Source organism: Pseudomonas sp. D3 (genome assembly GCF_029320995.1).
GTDB classification, from domain to species: domain Bacteria; phylum Pseudomonadota; class Gammaproteobacteria; order Pseudomonadales; family Pseudomonadaceae; genus Aquipseudomonas; species Aquipseudomonas paraveronii.
On the sequence record NZ_CP119772.1, the window covers coordinates 6,337,125 to 6,352,541 of the forward strand.

At 63.1% G+C, this 15,417-nt stretch carries 11 protein-coding genes and 1 pseudogene; 4 read left to right on the forward strand and 8 right to left on the reverse strand.

What is annotated here, in order from left to right; genetic code table 11:
* Positions 1 to 103 precede the first annotated feature (103 nt).
* Both P3S72_RS29500 and glnK read right to left on the reverse strand, forming a co-directional pair.
* On the reverse strand, positions 104 to 1,441 hold the full coding sequence (locus P3S72_RS29500; RefSeq protein ID WP_276195415.1) for an ammonium transporter: 1,338 nt from the start codon (positions 1,439 to 1,441) through the stop codon (positions 104 to 106).
* Between the two features lie 34 nt (positions 1,442 to 1,475).
* Positions 1,476 to 1,814, reverse strand: coding sequence for a P-II family nitrogen regulator (gene glnK / locus P3S72_RS29505; protein ID WP_002555808.1), 339 nt, complete (start codon positions 1,812 to 1,814; stop codon positions 1,476 to 1,478).
* Positions 1,815 to 2,236: 422 nt separating this feature from the next.
* Here glnK and P3S72_RS29510 point away from each other — a divergent pair, with 422 nt between their 5' ends.
* Both P3S72_RS29510 and P3S72_RS29515 read left to right on the forward strand, forming a co-directional pair.
* Positions 2,237 to 2,500, forward strand: coding sequence for an accessory factor UbiK family protein (locus tag P3S72_RS29510; RefSeq protein WP_276195426.1), 264 nt, complete (start codon positions 2,237 to 2,239; stop codon positions 2,498 to 2,500).
* 214 nt (positions 2,501 to 2,714) lie between these two features.
* Positions 2,715 to 4,232: a YifB family Mg chelatase-like AAA ATPase gene (locus P3S72_RS29515; RefSeq protein ID WP_276195427.1), complete on the forward strand. Its 1,518-nt coding sequence runs from the start codon at positions 2,715 to 2,717 to the stop codon at positions 4,230 to 4,232.
* 10 nt (positions 4,233 to 4,242) lie between these two features.
* On the opposite strand, the gene glyA is transcribed toward P3S72_RS29515, so the two are convergent.
* From glyA to P3S72_RS29530, 3 genes and pseudogenes are all read right to left on the reverse strand, one after another.
* Positions 4,243 to 5,508 (reverse strand): serine hydroxymethyltransferase, encoded by a 1,266-nt coding sequence (glyA, locus tag P3S72_RS29520; RefSeq protein ID WP_276195428.1) that lies wholly within the window; start codon positions 5,506 to 5,508, stop codon positions 4,243 to 4,245.
* An 80-nt stretch (positions 5,509 to 5,588) separates the two neighbouring features.
* Positions 5,589 to 5,929, reverse strand: a pseudogene (locus P3S72_RS29525) (alanine racemase); the annotation flags it as partial.
* Positions 5,929 to 7,170, reverse strand: coding sequence for a benzoate/H(+) symporter BenE family transporter (locus P3S72_RS29530; protein ID WP_276195429.1), 1,242 nt, complete (start codon positions 7,168 to 7,170; stop codon positions 5,929 to 5,931). The pseudogene P3S72_RS29525 and the gene P3S72_RS29530, both read right to left, overlap by 1 nt.
* A 142-nt stretch (positions 7,171 to 7,312) precedes the next feature.
* Here P3S72_RS29530 and P3S72_RS29535 point away from each other — a divergent pair, with 142 nt between their 5' ends.
* The gene (locus P3S72_RS29535; protein ID WP_276195430.1) at positions 7,313 to 8,812 is read left to right on the forward strand and encodes a PLP-dependent aminotransferase family protein; all 1,500 of its coding nucleotides are present in this window, start codon (positions 7,313 to 7,315) and stop codon (positions 8,810 to 8,812) included.
* 17 nt (positions 8,813 to 8,829) lie between these two features.
* Here the strand turns inward: P3S72_RS29535 and P3S72_RS29540 are convergent, their stop codons facing one another.
* Together P3S72_RS29540 and P3S72_RS29545 are read right to left on the reverse strand one after the other, a co-directional pair.
* On the reverse strand, positions 8,830 to 10,806 hold the full coding sequence (locus tag P3S72_RS29540) for a methyl-accepting chemotaxis protein (RefSeq protein ID WP_276195431.1): 1,977 nt from the start codon (positions 10,804 to 10,806) through the stop codon (positions 8,830 to 8,832).
* 164 nt (positions 10,807 to 10,970) lie between these two features.
* A complete protein-coding gene (locus P3S72_RS29545; protein WP_276195432.1) occupies positions 10,971 to 11,891 on the reverse strand; it encodes a LysR substrate-binding domain-containing protein in 921 nt (306 codons plus the stop codon).
* Positions 11,892 to 12,043: 152 nt separating this feature from the next.
* Between P3S72_RS29545 and P3S72_RS29550 the strand changes: the two genes are divergently transcribed.
* On the forward strand, positions 12,044 to 13,447 hold the full coding sequence (locus P3S72_RS29550) for a NorM family multidrug efflux MATE transporter (RefSeq protein ID WP_276195433.1): 1,404 nt from the start codon (positions 12,044 to 12,046) through the stop codon (positions 13,445 to 13,447).
* A 50-nt stretch (positions 13,448 to 13,497) separates the two neighbouring features.
* Here the strand turns inward: P3S72_RS29550 and P3S72_RS29555 are convergent, their stop codons facing one another.
* Positions 13,498 to 15,162, reverse strand: coding sequence for a bifunctional diguanylate cyclase/phosphodiesterase (locus tag P3S72_RS29555; RefSeq protein WP_276195434.1), 1,665 nt, complete (start codon positions 15,160 to 15,162; stop codon positions 13,498 to 13,500).
* Positions 15,163 to 15,417 lie beyond the last annotated feature (255 nt).

Here is a 15,417-nt window from a genome sequence, read left to right on the forward strand (position 1 = left end):
CGCGCCATCACATACGCAGCGCAAAAACCGGCACCACGCGTCATGACTGACAAACGTCAGACAAAAAAATGCCCGGCAAGCCGGGCATGTTTTTTTCGCCTACTTACAAGTTGTAACCGCGTTCGTTGTGTTGCGCCAGGTCGAGGCCGACAGCTTCTTCTTCGTCGGTAACCCGCAGGCCCATGACCATGTCCAGCACCTTGAGGATGATGAAGGTCACGATGGCTGTGTAGATCACAGTGAAGCCGACGCCTTTGCACTGAATCCAGACCTGTGCCGCCACATCAGTCACGGTGCCGAAGCCACCCAGTGCTGGCGCTGCAAACACACCGGTCAAGATTGCGCCGAGGATACCGCCGATACCGTGCACACCGAAGGCGTCCAGGGAGTCGTCATAGCCCAGTTTGCGTTTCAGGGTCGTGGCGCAGAAGAAGCACACCACACCCGCCGCCAGGCCGATGATCAGCGCGCCCATCGGGCCCACGGTACCGGCAGCCGGCGTAATAGCCACAAGGCCCGCCACCACACCCGAGGCGATGCCCAGGGCGCTTGGTTTACCGTGGGTGACCCACTCGGCGAACATCCAGCCCAGTGCGGCGGCGGCAGTAGCGATCTGGGTCACCAGCATCGCCATACCGGCAGTGCCGTTGGCCGCCGCTGCAGAACCGGCGTTGAAGCCGAACCAGCCGACCCACAGCATGGCCGCACCCACCAGGGTGTAACCCAGGTTGTGAGGCGCCATTGGCGTGGTCGGGAAACCTTTACGCTTGCCGAGGACCAGGCACGCTACCAGGCCAGCCACACCGGCGTTGATATGCACCACCGTACCGCCGGCGAAGTCCAGCACGCCCCAGTCACCTAGCAGCGAACCCGGGCCGCCCCACACCATGTGAGCAATCGGCGCGTAGACCAGGGTGAACCAAACGCCCATGAAGATCAGCATCGCGGAGAACTTCATACGCTCGGCGAAGGCACCGACAATCAGCGCCGGGGTGATGATGGCGAAGGTCATCTGGTAGGTGATGAACACCGCCTCAGGGAACAGCGCCGCAGGGCCGGTGATGCTGGCCGGGGTCACACCTGAGAGGAACAGCTTGGACAAGCCGCCCACGAACGAGTTGAAGTTGACGACGCCCGCTTCCATACCGGTGGTATCGAACGCCATGCTGTAGCCGTAGACGAACCACAGGATGGTGATCAAGCCAGTGATGGCGAAGCACTGCATCATCACCGACAGAATATTTTTGGAGCGAACCATACCGCCGTAGAACAGCGCCAGGCCGGGAATGGTCATGAACAGCACGAGCGCGGTGGATGTGAGCATCCACGCCGTGTCACCGGAATTGAGGACTGGAGCAGCCACTTCGTCTGCCGCCAAGGCCAGGCTTGGCATTACAAAGGACAACAGGGCTCCGAGCCCTGCGAATTTACGCAGAGTCATATTGTTTTCTCCTGGGGCGTTGGGGTTTGGCGGCTTAGATTGCGTCGGTATCGGTTTCGCCGGTACGGATGCGAATAGCCTGTTCCAGATTGACCACAAAGATCTTGCCGTCACCGATCTTGCCGGTGTTGGCAGCCTTGGTTATCGCCTCGATAACCCGGTCAAGATCCTTGTCGTCAATGGCGACATCAATCTTCACCTTCGGCAGGAAATCAACCACGTATTCCGCGCCGCGATACAGCTCGGTGTGACCCTTCTGCCGCCCGAAGCCTTTGACCTCAGTAACGGTAATGCCCTGCACGCCGATCTCGGACAACGACTCGCGTACATCGTCCAACTTGAACGGCTTGATGATGGCAGTGACTAGCTTCATGAAAACTCTCTCCCGAATTGGTGGACTTGCCCCAGGAAAACAAACCCGTCTCAAGTCTAAGCGCAGCGCCTGGCTTTGTAACGCGTCGTCGCAAGAGCAATTGCCATTACGACGCCAGCGAACCACTGGTGACGAAACCTGTACCCCTGATCCGTCGGCGCACTGCATTCGTCACAGCGACTGCATCAGTGCATGGGTCATGTTCGTCTAAGCAGAAACCTTGCCAGCTCCGTAAAAATCATTGAAATCAGTCCTTTGCCTAGCTGCGCCCACCTGCGGGACCCTCTGGCGAATGCAATGCGCACGAAAAGGGTGCGCCACCGTGCGCCCCCATGCGCGAAAAGCGTGCGCGTGAGTCCGTGAAAATGACTATAGACGCTGCGTGATACACTGCCCGCCAACAGTTTTCCGGAAGATTTCCCATGCTCGCGCCCAAAGACCTCCTCGACGCCCTGAGCGGCCACGCCTCCCGCCTGTTCAGCGGCGACACCCCGCTGCCCCGCAATGAAATCGAAAGCCAGTTCAAGGCGTTGCTGCAAAGCGGCTTCAGCAAGCTCGACCTGGTCAGCCGGGAAGAATTCGACAGCCAAATGGTGGTACTGGCCCGCACCCGAGCGCGCCTGGAAAGCCTTGAGGCGAAGGTGGCGGAGTTGGAAGCGCGGTTGACCCCGGCAGCCGCTGAATAAACCCCGGTCAATGTAGGCGCTGGCTTGCCTGCGATGGGATCGACTCGGTCCCTCTGACACACCTAACCGCCTATATCGCAGGCACGCCAGCCCACACACTCGTTCTGCGTCACTCTCCGGATACGTTCTGTAAAACCTCCCCCGCCTCGCTCTTCCCCACCTCGTCTACCCTTGAAAAACCGCAGGAAGCGGCCCGCCCTTTCAAGGAATGAGCATGTCCCTCGCCATCGTCCACAGCCGCGCCCAGATCGGCGTCGAAGCCCCCGCCGTCAGCGTCGAAGTGCATATGGCCAATGGTCTGCCATCGCTCACGCTGGTGGGTTTGCCGGAAACCGCCGTCAAGGAAAGCAAGGACCGCGTGCGCAGCGCCATCCTCAATTCAGCGCTGCAATACCCGGCCCGTCGCATCACCCTCAACCTCGCACCCGCCGACCTGCCCAAGGACGGCGGGCGTTTTGACCTGGCGATTGCCCTAGGGATTCTCGCGGCAAGCGTGCAGGTGCCGGCGCTGATGCTCGATGACGTGGAGTGCCTGGGGGAATTGGCGCTATCGGGCGAGGTACGCGCGGTGAAAGGTGTGTTACCGGCGGCGCTGGCGGCGCGCAAGGCCGGGCGCAGCGTGATCGTGCCTCGGGCGAATGCCGAAGAGGCCTGCCTGGCGTCCGGGTTGAAGGTGATTGCAGTGGATCACCTGCTGCAGGTGGTGGCGCACCTGAATGGGCAAGTACCGATCGAGCCCTTCAAGTCTGACGGCTTGCTGTACTTGAACAAGCCCTACCCGGACCTCAGCGAAGTCCAGGGCCAACTCGCCGCCAAACGCGCGCTGCTGATCGCTGCGGCAGGCGCGCATAACCTATTGTTCAGCGGGCCGCCCGGCACCGGCAAGACCTTGCTCGCCAGCCGCCTGCCGGGTTTGCTACCGCCGCTGAGTGAACACGAAGCGCTGGAAGTCGCCGCGATTCAATCCGTGGTCAGCCTGGCGCCATTGAGCCATTGGCCCCACCGGCCGTTTCGCCAGCCGCACCACTCGGCCTCCGGCCCGGCGCTGGTGGGCGGCGGGTCGAAGCCGCAACCGGGGGAAATCACCCTGGCCCACCATGGGGTGCTGTTCCTGGACGAGCTGCCGGAGTTTGATCGCAAGGTGCTGGAGGTTTTGCGCGAGCCGCTGGAGTCGGGGCATATCGTGATCTCCCGCGCACGTGACCGTGTGAGTTTCCCGGCGCGCTTTCAACTGGTCGCCGCGATGAACCCCTGCCCTTGCGGTTACATGGGCGACCCCAGCGCGCGCTGTCGCTGTACGCCGGAGCAGATCCAGCGCTACCGCAACAAACTCTCCGGGCCGTTGCTGGACCGGATCGACCTGCACCTGACCGTCGCCCGCGAAATCACCGCGCTGAACCCAGCCCCGCAGCCCGGCGACAACACGTCCACCGCCTCGGCGCTGGTTGCCCAGGCACGGGAACGCCAGCATCAGCGCCAGGGCTGCGCCAATGCGTTCCTGGATCTACCGGGGTTGCGCCAGCATTGTGCGCTGTCCAAGCCGGACGAAGCCTGGCTGGAAAGCGCCTGCGAGCGCTTGACCCTGTCGCTTCGAGCAGCCCACCGCCTGCTCAAGGTCGCCCGCACTTTGGCGGATCTGGAGCGCGCCGACACTATCGGTCGCCGCCACATTGCCGAAGCCTTGCAATACCGGCCCTCGGCTTCCAGCCAAGTCGACTGCGCCAACGCTTAGACATAAAAAATCAGCGATAAACCGGGTGACGGCGGCACAGCGCAATCACCTGTTCACGCACCTGATGCGCAACGCTCTCGCTCTCCCCGCGCTCCAGGGCGTCGAGTACATCGCACAGCCAACCGGCCAGTTGCTCGCACTCGAACACGCAGAAACCGCGGGTCGTGACGGCCGGCGTGCCGATGCGCAGCCCCGAGGTGACAAAGGGTGAGCGCGGATCGTTGGGCACCGAATTCTTGTTGGCGGTGATGCCGGCGTTGCTCAGGCCCGCATCGGCGTCTTTGCCGGTGTAGGGCCGGTCGGATAGGTCGATCAGCATCATGTGGTTATCGGTGCCACCCGAGACAATCGTGTAACCGCGCCGCTGCAGCACGGCCGCCATGGCCCGCGCGTTGACCACGACCTGGGCCTGGTAGGTTTTGAACTCGGGCCTCAAGGCTTCCTTGAAGGCCACCGCCTTGGCCGCGATCTGATGCATCAACGGCCCGCCCTGAACACCCGGGAATACCGCCGAGTCGAGCTTTTTGTAAAACGCTGCGTCCTGGCCCTTGGACAAAATCAACCCGCCCCGTGGGCCACGTAAGGTCTTGTGCGTGGTGCTGGTGACCACATGGGCGTGCGGCAACGGGTCCGGGTATTCGCCAGCAGCGACCAGCCCGGCGACGTGAGCCATGTCGACCCAGAAAATCGCGCCGACCTTGTCGGCAATCACCCGCATGCGCGCCCAGTCTTTGTACCGCGAGTAGGCAGAAAACCCACCGATCAGCATCTTCGGCTGCGTTTTCACGGCAATGCGCTCCATCTCGTCGTAGTCGAGCAAGCCCGTCTGCGGATCGAGCCCATAAGGCACGATGTGGTAATGCCGGCCCGAAAAGTTGGACGGATTGCCGTGGGTCAGGTGACCGCCCTGGGCCAGGCTCATGCCCATCACCGTATCCCCGGGGTTGATCAAGGCCAGGAACACCGCAGCGTTTGCCTGGGCCCCTGCATGGGGCTGCACGTTGGCGTAATCGCAGTCGAACAGGGTCTTGACCCGTTCGATGGCCAGGCGCTCGGCCACATCGACGTATTCGCACCCGCTGTAGTAGCGCTTGCCGGGATAGCCCTCGGCGTATTTGTTGGTCAATACCGTGCTCTGGAGGCGCATGACCAGCGGGCTGGCGTAGTTTTCGGAAGCGATCAGCTCGACGTGGTCTTCCTGGCGGCGCTCCTCGTTATGAATCGCCTCACACAACTGCGGGTCGAAGGCTTCAAGCGTCAATGTTGAGTCGTACATGATGAACAGGTCCTTGCTGGGAAAATCAGGTCGTTGATCAGTGATCAGCGCTCGGCCAGTAGCAGGCATCCGGCATGGCGCGGGCGCACGCGGGCCATGTCGGCCGGGAACAGCGCCAGCGTCATCAGCCCACGAACGCGCAAGGCCGGGAACGCCGGCAGGGCCTGCAGAAAGTCCGCGACGGCGTGCGGCACCAGGCCGTATTTGCTGGCTTCCCCGGAGGTGTTCACCTGCACGAACACATCCAGTTGCCGTCCTTCAATGTGCAGGCGACGATCCAGCGCCTCGGCCCCTCGCAGGCAGCGGCGATACGTTGCTGTACGGCCGCCAGATTGCGCCGAAAATCCTCCACGCTGGTGGCCTGCGGGTAACGCCCGTGACGCGCATGCAGGGTGGCGCTGGCTTGCGCTTCGGCGCGCATCATTGGGCCGCCTCCTTGGCCATCGTCACCGCCTCGGAAACCGCCGCACGACGACGGGGCAAGCGGCCGTTGAGCAGCGCATACGCGGCCAACCCGATCAACAACCCCCAAAACGCCCCACCGATCCCCAACAGGGTGATGTTCGCGGCGCACGCCAGAAAGGTGATCAGCGCGGCTTCACGCGACCTGACGTCTGCCATCGCGTTGGCCAGGCTGGCGCCGAGGGTGCCCAGCAGGGCCAAGCCGGCCAGCGTGGTGATGAACGCCGGCGGGAACGCCATGAATACGGCGGCCAGCGTCACCCCGAACACCCCGACAAGGATGTAGAACACACCAGCCGCAACCCCGGCGACCCAGCGCTTGGACGGGACCTCCGAGGCTTCCTTGCCCGTGCAGATGGCCGCCGTGATCGCCGCGACGTTGAACGCGTGCGAGCCGAACGGCGCCATCAACAGCGACCCCAGCCCGGTCACTGTCAGGATCGGGTTGGCGCTGGTCTTGAAGCCATCGTTACGCAACACCAGCATGCCCGGCATGTACTGGCCCGTTAGCGTGATCAGAAACAGCGGCAGCGCCACACTGAGCAACGCATTGAGCGAAAACTCGGGCCGGGTGAATACCGGCGCCGCCAGTTGCAGGGACAGGCCCGACAAGTCCACCCGCCCCTGCACCAGCAGGAATCCCAGCCCCAGCACCAGAATCCCGACCACGGCGTAGCGCGCAGTAAACCGCTTGAGCCCAACGTAAGCGGTGATCAGCAACCCAACCAACACAGGGTCGAGGCTCATGCCACCAAACGCGCCGATACCGAACTGCAGCAGAATTCCCGCCAGCATGGCCGCCGCGATGCCAGGCGGAATCAGCCGGATGACTTTTTCGAAACAGCCGGACAGCCCCAGCAGCACAAACGCCACGGCTGAAACCATGTACGCGCCGACCGCCTCGGCGTAAGGCGTGGCAGACAGCGCGACCACCAGAAACGCCGCAGCGGGGGTCGACCAGGCGGTGATGATCGGCTCACGGCTCACCCAACTGAGAAACAGCCCGGTCACCCCCACACCGATCGACACTGACCAGACCCACGAAGCGGTCAGCTCGGGACTCAGCCCCGCCACCTTGGCGGCCTGGAAGACCAGAATGAACGTGCCGCCATAATTGACGATGACTGAAATCAGCCCGGCCACGATGGGGTGGAACAGGTCGCGCAGGCGCAGCGACGACGGCGATATTGACGAAGACATAGGTACTTAGCTCCTTGCCAGACGAGGGGTTGAGCCTCGCGTGATCGGCCATTGGCCGGCGTGAAGGCCGTGGCGCAGGTCGAAGTCTACGGATAGACTGGCCTGCCAATACCAGCCAATTCTTCAAGGCAAGGCAGACCGCATGGCGAAAACCTTCGAGCTGGAAACCCTGCAAATGCGCCTCAACGATGCGCAATTCCAGCGGTTGGGCCTGCACCAGCGAATTCAACGTGCCCTGCGCGCCTTGATCCTCGATGGCGCGCTGGCACCCGGTCTGAAGCTGCCGGCGACGCGGGTGTTGGCGAAGTCATTGGGGATCGCGCGCGATACGGTGGAGAACGCCTACGTGCAGTTGCAGCGCGATGGTTTTATCGTGCGGCGCGAGGGCTCCGGCAGTTACGTGTGCGAGGCCATCGGCACCGAATTGCGCGGCGCCTCGCGCCGCCGCATCAAGGCGCAGGCCGTCAAAACCAGCCAGGCGGCTCCCGGTGCCGGCTTGAGCCAGCGCGGGCGGATGATCCTCGACAGCGGCGGCGTGGCCGACCAACAGGTGATCAAGGCATTTGCCACGGGCCTGCCCGAAACCCGCTCGTTCCCGACCGAGGTCTGGGAGCGCCTGCAGCGCCAGGTGATGAAGGACTATCGCAGCAGCGTGCTGTTGCACGGCGACCCGCAAGGGGCCGAATCATTACGCAAAGCCATCGCCACCTATTTGAACCTTGAGCGTGGGGCCAAGTGCTCGCCCGACCAGGTCCTGGTGCTGAGCAGTACGCGCCAGGCGCTGTTTTTGTGTGCGCAGTTGTTGGTGGACGTCGGTAAACCGATCCTGCTGGAGAACCCGGGCTACTACGGCGCCAGGAAGGCCTTCGAAACCGCCGAGGCCAAGGTCGTGCCGATCGATGTCGATGAGTGGGGCATCCGCACCGACCTGCTGCACGCCGACCGCAGCGGCGCCACGTGCGTGTATGTCACGCCCTCGCATCAATACCCGACCGGCGCCACGCTACCCCTGGAACGGCGCCTTGAGTTGATCAACTGGGCTGCGGAAAAAGGCAAATGGGTCATCGAAGACGACTACGACAGCGAGTTTCACTACGACGGCAAACCCACGGCCTGTGTGCAGGGCCTGGACAAGTATCAGCGCACGCTGTACCTCGGCACCTTCAGCAAGACCCTGTTCCCCGGCCTGCGCATGGGCTACATGGTGCTGCCCCCTGAACTGGTCAAGGCCTTCACCTACGCGCGCAGCATGATGGACGGCCACACCCCGCAGATCCTGCAACTGACGCTGGCGCGCTTTATGGAGGACGGTCATTACAACGCCCATGTCCGTGCGATGCGCAAACTCTACGCCGGGCGCCAAGCCATCATGCTCGACGCCATCGGCAAGCACCTGGGCGATGTGGTCACGGCGTGCCGGCCCCAGGGCGGGCTGCAAATCCCTTGCGTGCTGCATGAAGGTTGGTCGGAAGAAAAAACCATCCGCCAGGCCGCCAACGCGGGCGTGCAACTGGCCGGCCTCAGCCGGCTGTATGCCGGTGCCGCCACGAAACAGGGATGGCTATTGGGCTACTCGTCCTTGACCGCCCATGAAATCGAAACCGCCATGCTGCGCCTGGCGAACGCGCTCAACGCGCGCTAGCCGCTCCAGGCGCACCTTCAACGAAACCGATCGACCTCTTGGCGCAAGCCCGACGCCAGCGTCTCCAGCTCCTTGGCGGTAATCGCCAGGTTCGACACCACTTCGCGTTGCTCGCTGTTGGCCAGCGCAATGCTCTGCAGGTTGCTGCTCAGCAACGTTGCCGTGCTGCTCTGCTCCTGGGTGGCGGTGGTGATCGCGGCGAATTGCTGCCCGGCCGAGCGGCTTTGCTCGTCGATGCGTGCCAGGGCCGACGCCACGTCGGCGTTGCGTGACAGGCCTTCCTGCATCAGCGCATTGCCCTGTTCCATGGTGCTGATGGCGTTACCGGTTTCCTGCTGGATGCTTTGGATCATCCCGGAAATTTCATCGGTGGCCTGGCGGGTGCGTGAAGCGAGGTTGCGTACTTCGTCAGCGACCACGGCAAACCCACGGCCTTGCTCACCGGCGCGGGCGGCTTCGATGGCAGCGTTGAGCGCCAGCAGGTTGGTCTGTTCGGCGATCGAGGTGATCACGCCGACGATGCCGCCGATTTCCTGGGAGCGCTGGCCGAGGGTGTTAATCACCGTGGCGGTGCTGTTCAGGGAGGTGGCGATGTGCTCCAGGGACGACGACGCCTGCTCCATCGAGTTACGGCCGATGCGCGTCTGCTGGGCGTTTTCCTGGGCCAAGCGTTCGGTGTTGCCCATGTTGTCGGCGATGTTCAGCGAGGTGGCGCTGAACTCTTCCACCGCGCCGGCCATGCTGGTGATCTCGCCAGACTGCTGCTCCATGCCCTCATAAGCACCACCGGACAAACCGGACAACGCCTGAGCGCGGCCGTTGACCTCCTCGGCGGCCTTGCGGATGTGCGACACCATGGTCGACAACGCTTCACCCATCTGGTTGAAGCTGCGCGCCAGTTGGCCTATCTCGTCATGACTGGACACGTTCAGGCGCGCGCTCAAATCCCCGGCGCCCAAGGCTTCGGCCTGGCGTACCAGGTCACTCAACGGCGCCAGTTTGCTGCGCAACAACCACACCGTCGCGCCCACCGCCAGCAGCATCGCCAACAGGCTGCCGATCACCAGGCGAGTGCCCACCGACCACGTGACCGCGCGGATCTCGGCTTTCGGCATGCTCGCCACTACCGCCCAGGGGCCGCCGTCAAACGGCACCGAGACGCTGTAGAAATCTTCGTTCTTGTCGCTCCAGAAGCGGCCCTTGCCGGGGGTCTTGGCCAGGTCCAGCATCACCGCAACAGACTGGTCCGGCGCCTGCACCCCGGCCGGCGGCACCAGCCAGTGTTTCTGCTCATCGAGCAGCGCCAGCGAACCGGTCTGGCCGATGCGGAAGCGTTTGAGGTTGTCGAACTGGGCGTTCTGCGCATCGGTGTAATCGAAGCCGATGAACAGCACCGCGATAACCTTGCCGCTGGCGTCGCGCACCGGGCTGTACTGGGTCATGTAGGAGCGATCGAACAGCACGGCGCGGCCTATATAGGTCTGTCCGCCGACCACCCGCGAGTAGGCCGGCCCCTGGCGATCCAGCACGGTGCCGATGGCACGGCTGCCGTCCTGCTTGGTCAAGGAGGTGCTGATACGGATAAAGTCATCGCCGCTGCGCACGAACACCGTGGCCACGCCGCCGGACATCTGCTTGAACTCGTCGACGCCATCGAAGTTGTTGTTCAGCAGCACCTTGCCCAGGTACAGGCTCGGGGTTTGCACACCGGCCACGGCGATCGGCTGATCTGCCTGCACACTCAAGCCGGCGCTGAAGCGCTTTTCAAACAGCCCGCTCAAACGCTGGGTGCTCTCGCGCAAGGTGCCGTGGAACGTACTGAGTTGGTCGGCCAGCAGGCGCGCCTCGCTGGCCAGGTGTTCTTCCCGGGTATCGAGGTTGGCGGAGTCGAGGGAACGCAAGGCAAAAACAGTACTGCCGCTGATAACGACAGCCAGAATCACGGCTAACGCGAGGCCTAACTGGGAGGCGATCCGAGCACGAGGTTGAGACATGACAGCTCCTGGCCGAGGCCAGGATCATCCTGATCTCATAGCGTTGCTCGGCAAATTATCTAGTGAGATTCGTTGGTGCACGACAATTCCAACACACCTACTTCGGCGGACGCTGGCAATACTTGAGCGAAACGCAAACGATTGCTAGCTCACGCTGAAGCGCTTCAATCGAGACGTTCGACGACGGGCAAGACCATGGCCTGCACTTCGCCTTGCAGAAACTCCGCCAGCCGGCGCAGGCGCTCGCCGCCCGGGCGGGTTTTCGGCCACACCAGGTAATAATTTTCCCCACTGGCGACAGCGGTTGGCCACGGCAGGCTCAGGCGCCCTTGAGCCACGTCTTCGGCGACCATCAGCAGATCGCCCATGGACACGCCATAACCCCGTGCGGCGGCGATCATGCCCAATTCCAGGGTATCGAACACCTGCCCGCCCTTGAGCGACACCTGGGCAGACAGCCCCATGCGCTCCAGCCAGCTACGCCAGTCGCGGCGATCGGGCGTGGGGTGCAGCAACTCGGCGCTGGCCAGGCGATTGACGTCCCACGGGCCGTCGCTCAACAAGTTGGGCGCACCGACTGGAATCAACAGTTCCGGGAACAGGTAACTGGCGTCCCAATCCGCCGGAAAGTGCCCGTCGCTCAACAGCACTGCGCAGTCGAAAGGCTCTTGGTTGAAATCCACTTCATCCACGCTCATCCATGCGCTGGTGAGCTGCACTTCGTTGCCCGGCTGCAAATGCCGGAAACGACTGAGCCGCGCCAGCAGCCAGCGCATGGTCAGGGTCGAGGGGGCCTTCATGCGCAAAATGTCATCTTCGGCGTTGAGGGTATGACAGGCCCGCTCCAACGCGGCAAAGCCCTCACGCACCCCAGGTAACAGCAGGCGCGCGGCCTCGGTGAGCTGCAGGTTGCGGCCGCTGCGCTGGAACAGGCGGCAGGCGAAATGCTCTTCAAGGGTGCGGATATGCCGGCTCACCGCACTTTGAGTGATGGACAGTTCCTGCGCTGCACGGGTGAAGGAGTTGTGCCGGGAAGCGGCTTCAAAGGCCCGCAGGGCATAAAGCGGAGGAAGACGACGAGACATAAGGAAAGCTCCGACAGCACAATGCCGAAACCCTACCAGAATCAATCAAGCATGAGTTTTAATCATGCGAGCAATCGCTTTTATCCCTTTGTGCAATGGGCTGAGAGCGCCGAGAATCAGCCTTTTCCGAACCTTCCGAGCATTTGAGCGTGATGATCATCCAACATCCGGCACGTACCGAACTCTGGGCCATTCTGCGGCTGGCGGGGCCGCTAATTGCCTCACAGTTGGCGCACATGCTGATGGTGCTGACCGACACCCTGATGATGGCCCGCCTAAGCCCCGAGGCCCTGGCCGGCGGTGGCCTGGGCGCGGCGAGCTACTCGTTCGTGGCGATTTTCTGCATCGGCGTGATTGCTGCCGTGGGCACCCTGGTCGCCATCCGCCACGGCGCGGGCGACATCGACGGTGCCACCCGCCTGACCCAGGCCGGGCTGTGGCTAGCCTGGCTGATGGCCCTGGCGGCGGCGGTGCTGCTGTGGAACCTCAAGCCGGTGCTGCTGATGTTCGGCCAGACCGAGACCAACGTGGACGCGGCAGGACAATTCCTGACCATCCTGCCGTTCGCCCTGCCCGGCTATCTGAGCTTCATGGCCTTGCGCGGCTTCACCAGCGCCATCGGCAAGGCCACACCGGTGATGGTGATCAGCCTGGGCGGCACGCTGCTCAACTACCTGCTTAACCACGCGCTGATCGAGGGCATGTTCGGTCTGCCAAAACTCGGCTTGATGGGCATCGGCCTGGTCACGGCAATCGTCGCCAATGGGATGGCGCTGGCGCTGATGGGGTACATCCGCAGCAACCGTGCGTACTCGGCCTACCCGCTGAGCGCAGGCCTGTTGCGTCTGAACACCCAGTACTTGCGCGAGTTATGGCGCCTGGGCCTGCCGATTGGCGGCACCTACGCGGTGGAAGTCGGGTTGTTTGCCTTTGCAGCGCTGTGCATGGGCACCATGGGCAGTACGCAATTGGCGGCGCATCAGATCGCGCTGCAAATCGTCTCGGTGGCGTTCATGGTGCCAGCGGGGATGTCCTACGCGGTGACCATGCGCATCGGCCAGCACTATGGCGCCGGGCAACTGCTGCAGGCGCGCATGGCCGGGCGTGTCGGCATCGGCTTTGGCGCGGCGGTGATGTTGGGATTTGCCGCGGTGCTGTGGCTGTATTCCGATCCGCTGATCGGGCTATTCCTCGACCATAACGACCCGGCATTCCACGAGGTGATCGTGCTCGCCGTCAGCCTGCTGGCCGTGGCGGCCTGGTTCGAACTGTTCGACGGCGTGCAGACCATCGCCATGGGCTGCATCCGTGGGCTCAAGGACGCCAAGACCACCTTTCTGGTGGGCCTGGGTTGCTATTGGCTGATCGGTGCGCCGGCGGCCTGGATGATGGCCTTCACCCTGGGTTGGGGGCCAACCGGCGTGTGGTGGGGCCTCGCGCTGGGCCTGGCCTGCGCGGCGGTGAGCCTGACCTGGGCGTTTGAGGCGAAGATCAAGCGCATGATTCGGCACGAGCCAGACGCTCAACGCTCATTCCATGCCGCGCAGACCGACTAGAAGTCTTGCGCGGTTGAAATGTGGGAGCGGGTTGGCAAATAGAGGATGAGCTAGCCCAATAAAGCCTGCTGGTCCTTGCCAAACGTCAGGTAGTCCACCAGCTCCGGCAACGGCAGCGGCTTGCTGATCAGGTACCCCTGGGCCTGGTCGCAACCAAACAAACGCAACAGCGCCAACTGCTCCGCGGTTTCTACGCCTTCGGCCACCACTTCCAGATTCAGGTTGTGGGCCAGGTTGATCATGGCGTGAACCAGCTTGCGGTTTTCTTCGCGCTCTTCCATGCCGCCGACAAAACTCTTGTCGATTTTCAACAAGGCGATCGGCAGGCTATTGAGGTGTACGAACGATGAGAAACCAGTGCCGAAGTCGTCGAGGGAAAAGCGCACACCGAGGCGACCGAGGGCGTCCATGGTCTGCTTGACCAAATCACTGCGGCGCATCACGGCGGTTTCGGTCAGCTCGAATTCCAGCCATTGCGCATCCACCCCGCGCTCGGTAATCAGCCGGCTGAGGGTCGAAAGCAATTGGCTGTCCTGGAACTGGCGAAACGACAGGTTGACCGCCATATGCAGCGGCGGCAGGCCGCGTTCGCGCAGGTCCTGCATGTCGCGCAGGGCCCGGGAAATCACCCAGTAACCCAGCGGAACAATCAGCCCACTCTGTTCGGCCAGGGGCACGAATTCGCTGGGCGGCAACAGGCCGCGCTCGCCGTGGCGCCAACGCACCAGCGCTTCGAGACCGACGATATGGCCGTCGTCCAGGTCGAGGCGGGGTTGGTAATGCAGTTCCAGCTCGTCGCGACGCAGCGCTCGGCGCAATTCACTTTCCAGGTCGGCCAGGCTGCGGGCGTTGCGGTTGATGCGCTCGTTGAAGATATGAAAGGTGCACCCCTGGGTGCCCTTGGCTTGCTGCATGGCGATATGGGCATGCCACATCAGCGGGTCGGCGCCGGCACGCGCGCGGGCATGCGCGACGCCCAGGCTACAGCCGATCAGCAGGCTTTCGCCATCCACCCAATACGGTTCAGCCATGGCTTCGGTGATGCGCTCGGCCATCCATTCGGCACGCTGGGGTGCGCGGCGCGTGTCGATCAGCAAGGCAAACTCATCGCTGCCCAGGCGTGCCAACTGGTCGCCGGCTTCGAGCTGGCTCTTGAGCCGCGAGACCACTTGCAGGATCAACCGGTCGCCGGCCTGGTGGCCGAGGGCATCGTTGGCGTGGCGGAAGTTGTCGAGGTCCAGGTGACCCAGGGCCAGGCCGCGACCTTCGTTGTCGGCCAGGCGCGCAGCCAGCAGGGTCTGGAAGCCCTGGCGGTTGGCGATGCCGGTCAGCGGGTCTTGTTCGGCCAGGCGCTGCAGGGTATTTTCCAACACACCGCGCTCGCGCACATGGCGCAGGCAGCGGCGCAGGGTCGCGGTGTCCATGGCATGACGGACCAGCCAGTCACTGACCCCCAGGGGCGCCACCAGTGGCTCCAGTTCCAGCAACAACACGCACGGCAAGCTGCACCGCCCCGGGCCGGGTTGCAGGTTGGGCGTGGTCAACAGCACGGCGCTGTGGTCGTCCTCGAACAGACGACTCACCGAGTCCCAGTTGGGCGCACTGATCAGCACCGCCCCATCGCCCATCGGCACCAGGCACTCGCGCAACAATGCTGCCCACTCAGGCGCATCGGCCAGCAGCAGCAAACGCAAGGGTTCGACAGGCGTAGACAAGCTAGCTCCCTAGACTCTGCAAGATTTCGTTGGCGGCGGGCATTATGACGTGCGGCCTAGCAACCACCAATGATAATGTTTATCAAATACAAACCATGCGCACAATAGTCGCAAATACCCGCACATCCTGCGGCAAAGTAACAAAAGCGGCAAATTTAGATCGAGTGGTACGTCACACCGTCGATCCAAGGCAGCAGAATCTTGCCAGCCTGTTAAAATGCCCGCCCTTTTGAACAATGACTCCCTGAACTCTGT

Excerpts from the sequence above, each read along its gene's own strand:
- P3S72_RS29500 (WP_276195415.1), bottom strand. The coding sequence starts at position 1,441 with ATGACTCTGCGTAAATTCGCAGGGCTCGGAGCCCTGTTGTCCTTTGTA.
- glnK (WP_002555808.1), bottom strand. The coding sequence starts at position 1,814 with ATGAAGCTAGTCACTGCCATCATCAAGCCGTTCAAGTTGGACGATGTA.
- P3S72_RS29510 (WP_276195426.1), top strand. The coding sequence starts at position 2,237 with ATGCTCGCGCCCAAAGACCTCCTCGACGCCCTGAGCGGCCACGCCTCC.
- P3S72_RS29515 (WP_276195427.1), top strand. The coding sequence starts at position 2,715 with ATGTCCCTCGCCATCGTCCACAGCCGCGCCCAGATCGGCGTCGAAGCC.
- glyA (WP_276195428.1), bottom strand. The coding sequence starts at position 5,508 with ATGTACGACTCAACATTGACGCTTGAAGCCTTCGACCCGCAGTTGTGT.
- P3S72_RS29530 (WP_276195429.1), bottom strand. The coding sequence starts at position 7,170 with ATGTCTTCGTCAATATCGCCGTCGTCGCTGCGCCTGCGCGACCTGTTC.
- P3S72_RS29535 (WP_276195430.1), top strand. The coding sequence starts at position 7,313 with ATGGCGAAAACCTTCGAGCTGGAAACCCTGCAAATGCGCCTCAACGAT.
- P3S72_RS29540 (WP_276195431.1), bottom strand. The coding sequence starts at position 10,806 with ATGTCTCAACCTCGTGCTCGGATCGCCTCCCAGTTAGGCCTCGCGTTA.
- P3S72_RS29545 (WP_276195432.1), bottom strand. The coding sequence starts at position 11,891 with ATGTCTCGTCGTCTTCCTCCGCTTTATGCCCTGCGGGCCTTTGAAGCC.
- P3S72_RS29550 (WP_276195433.1), top strand. The coding sequence starts at position 12,044 with ATGATCATCCAACATCCGGCACGTACCGAACTCTGGGCCATTCTGCGG.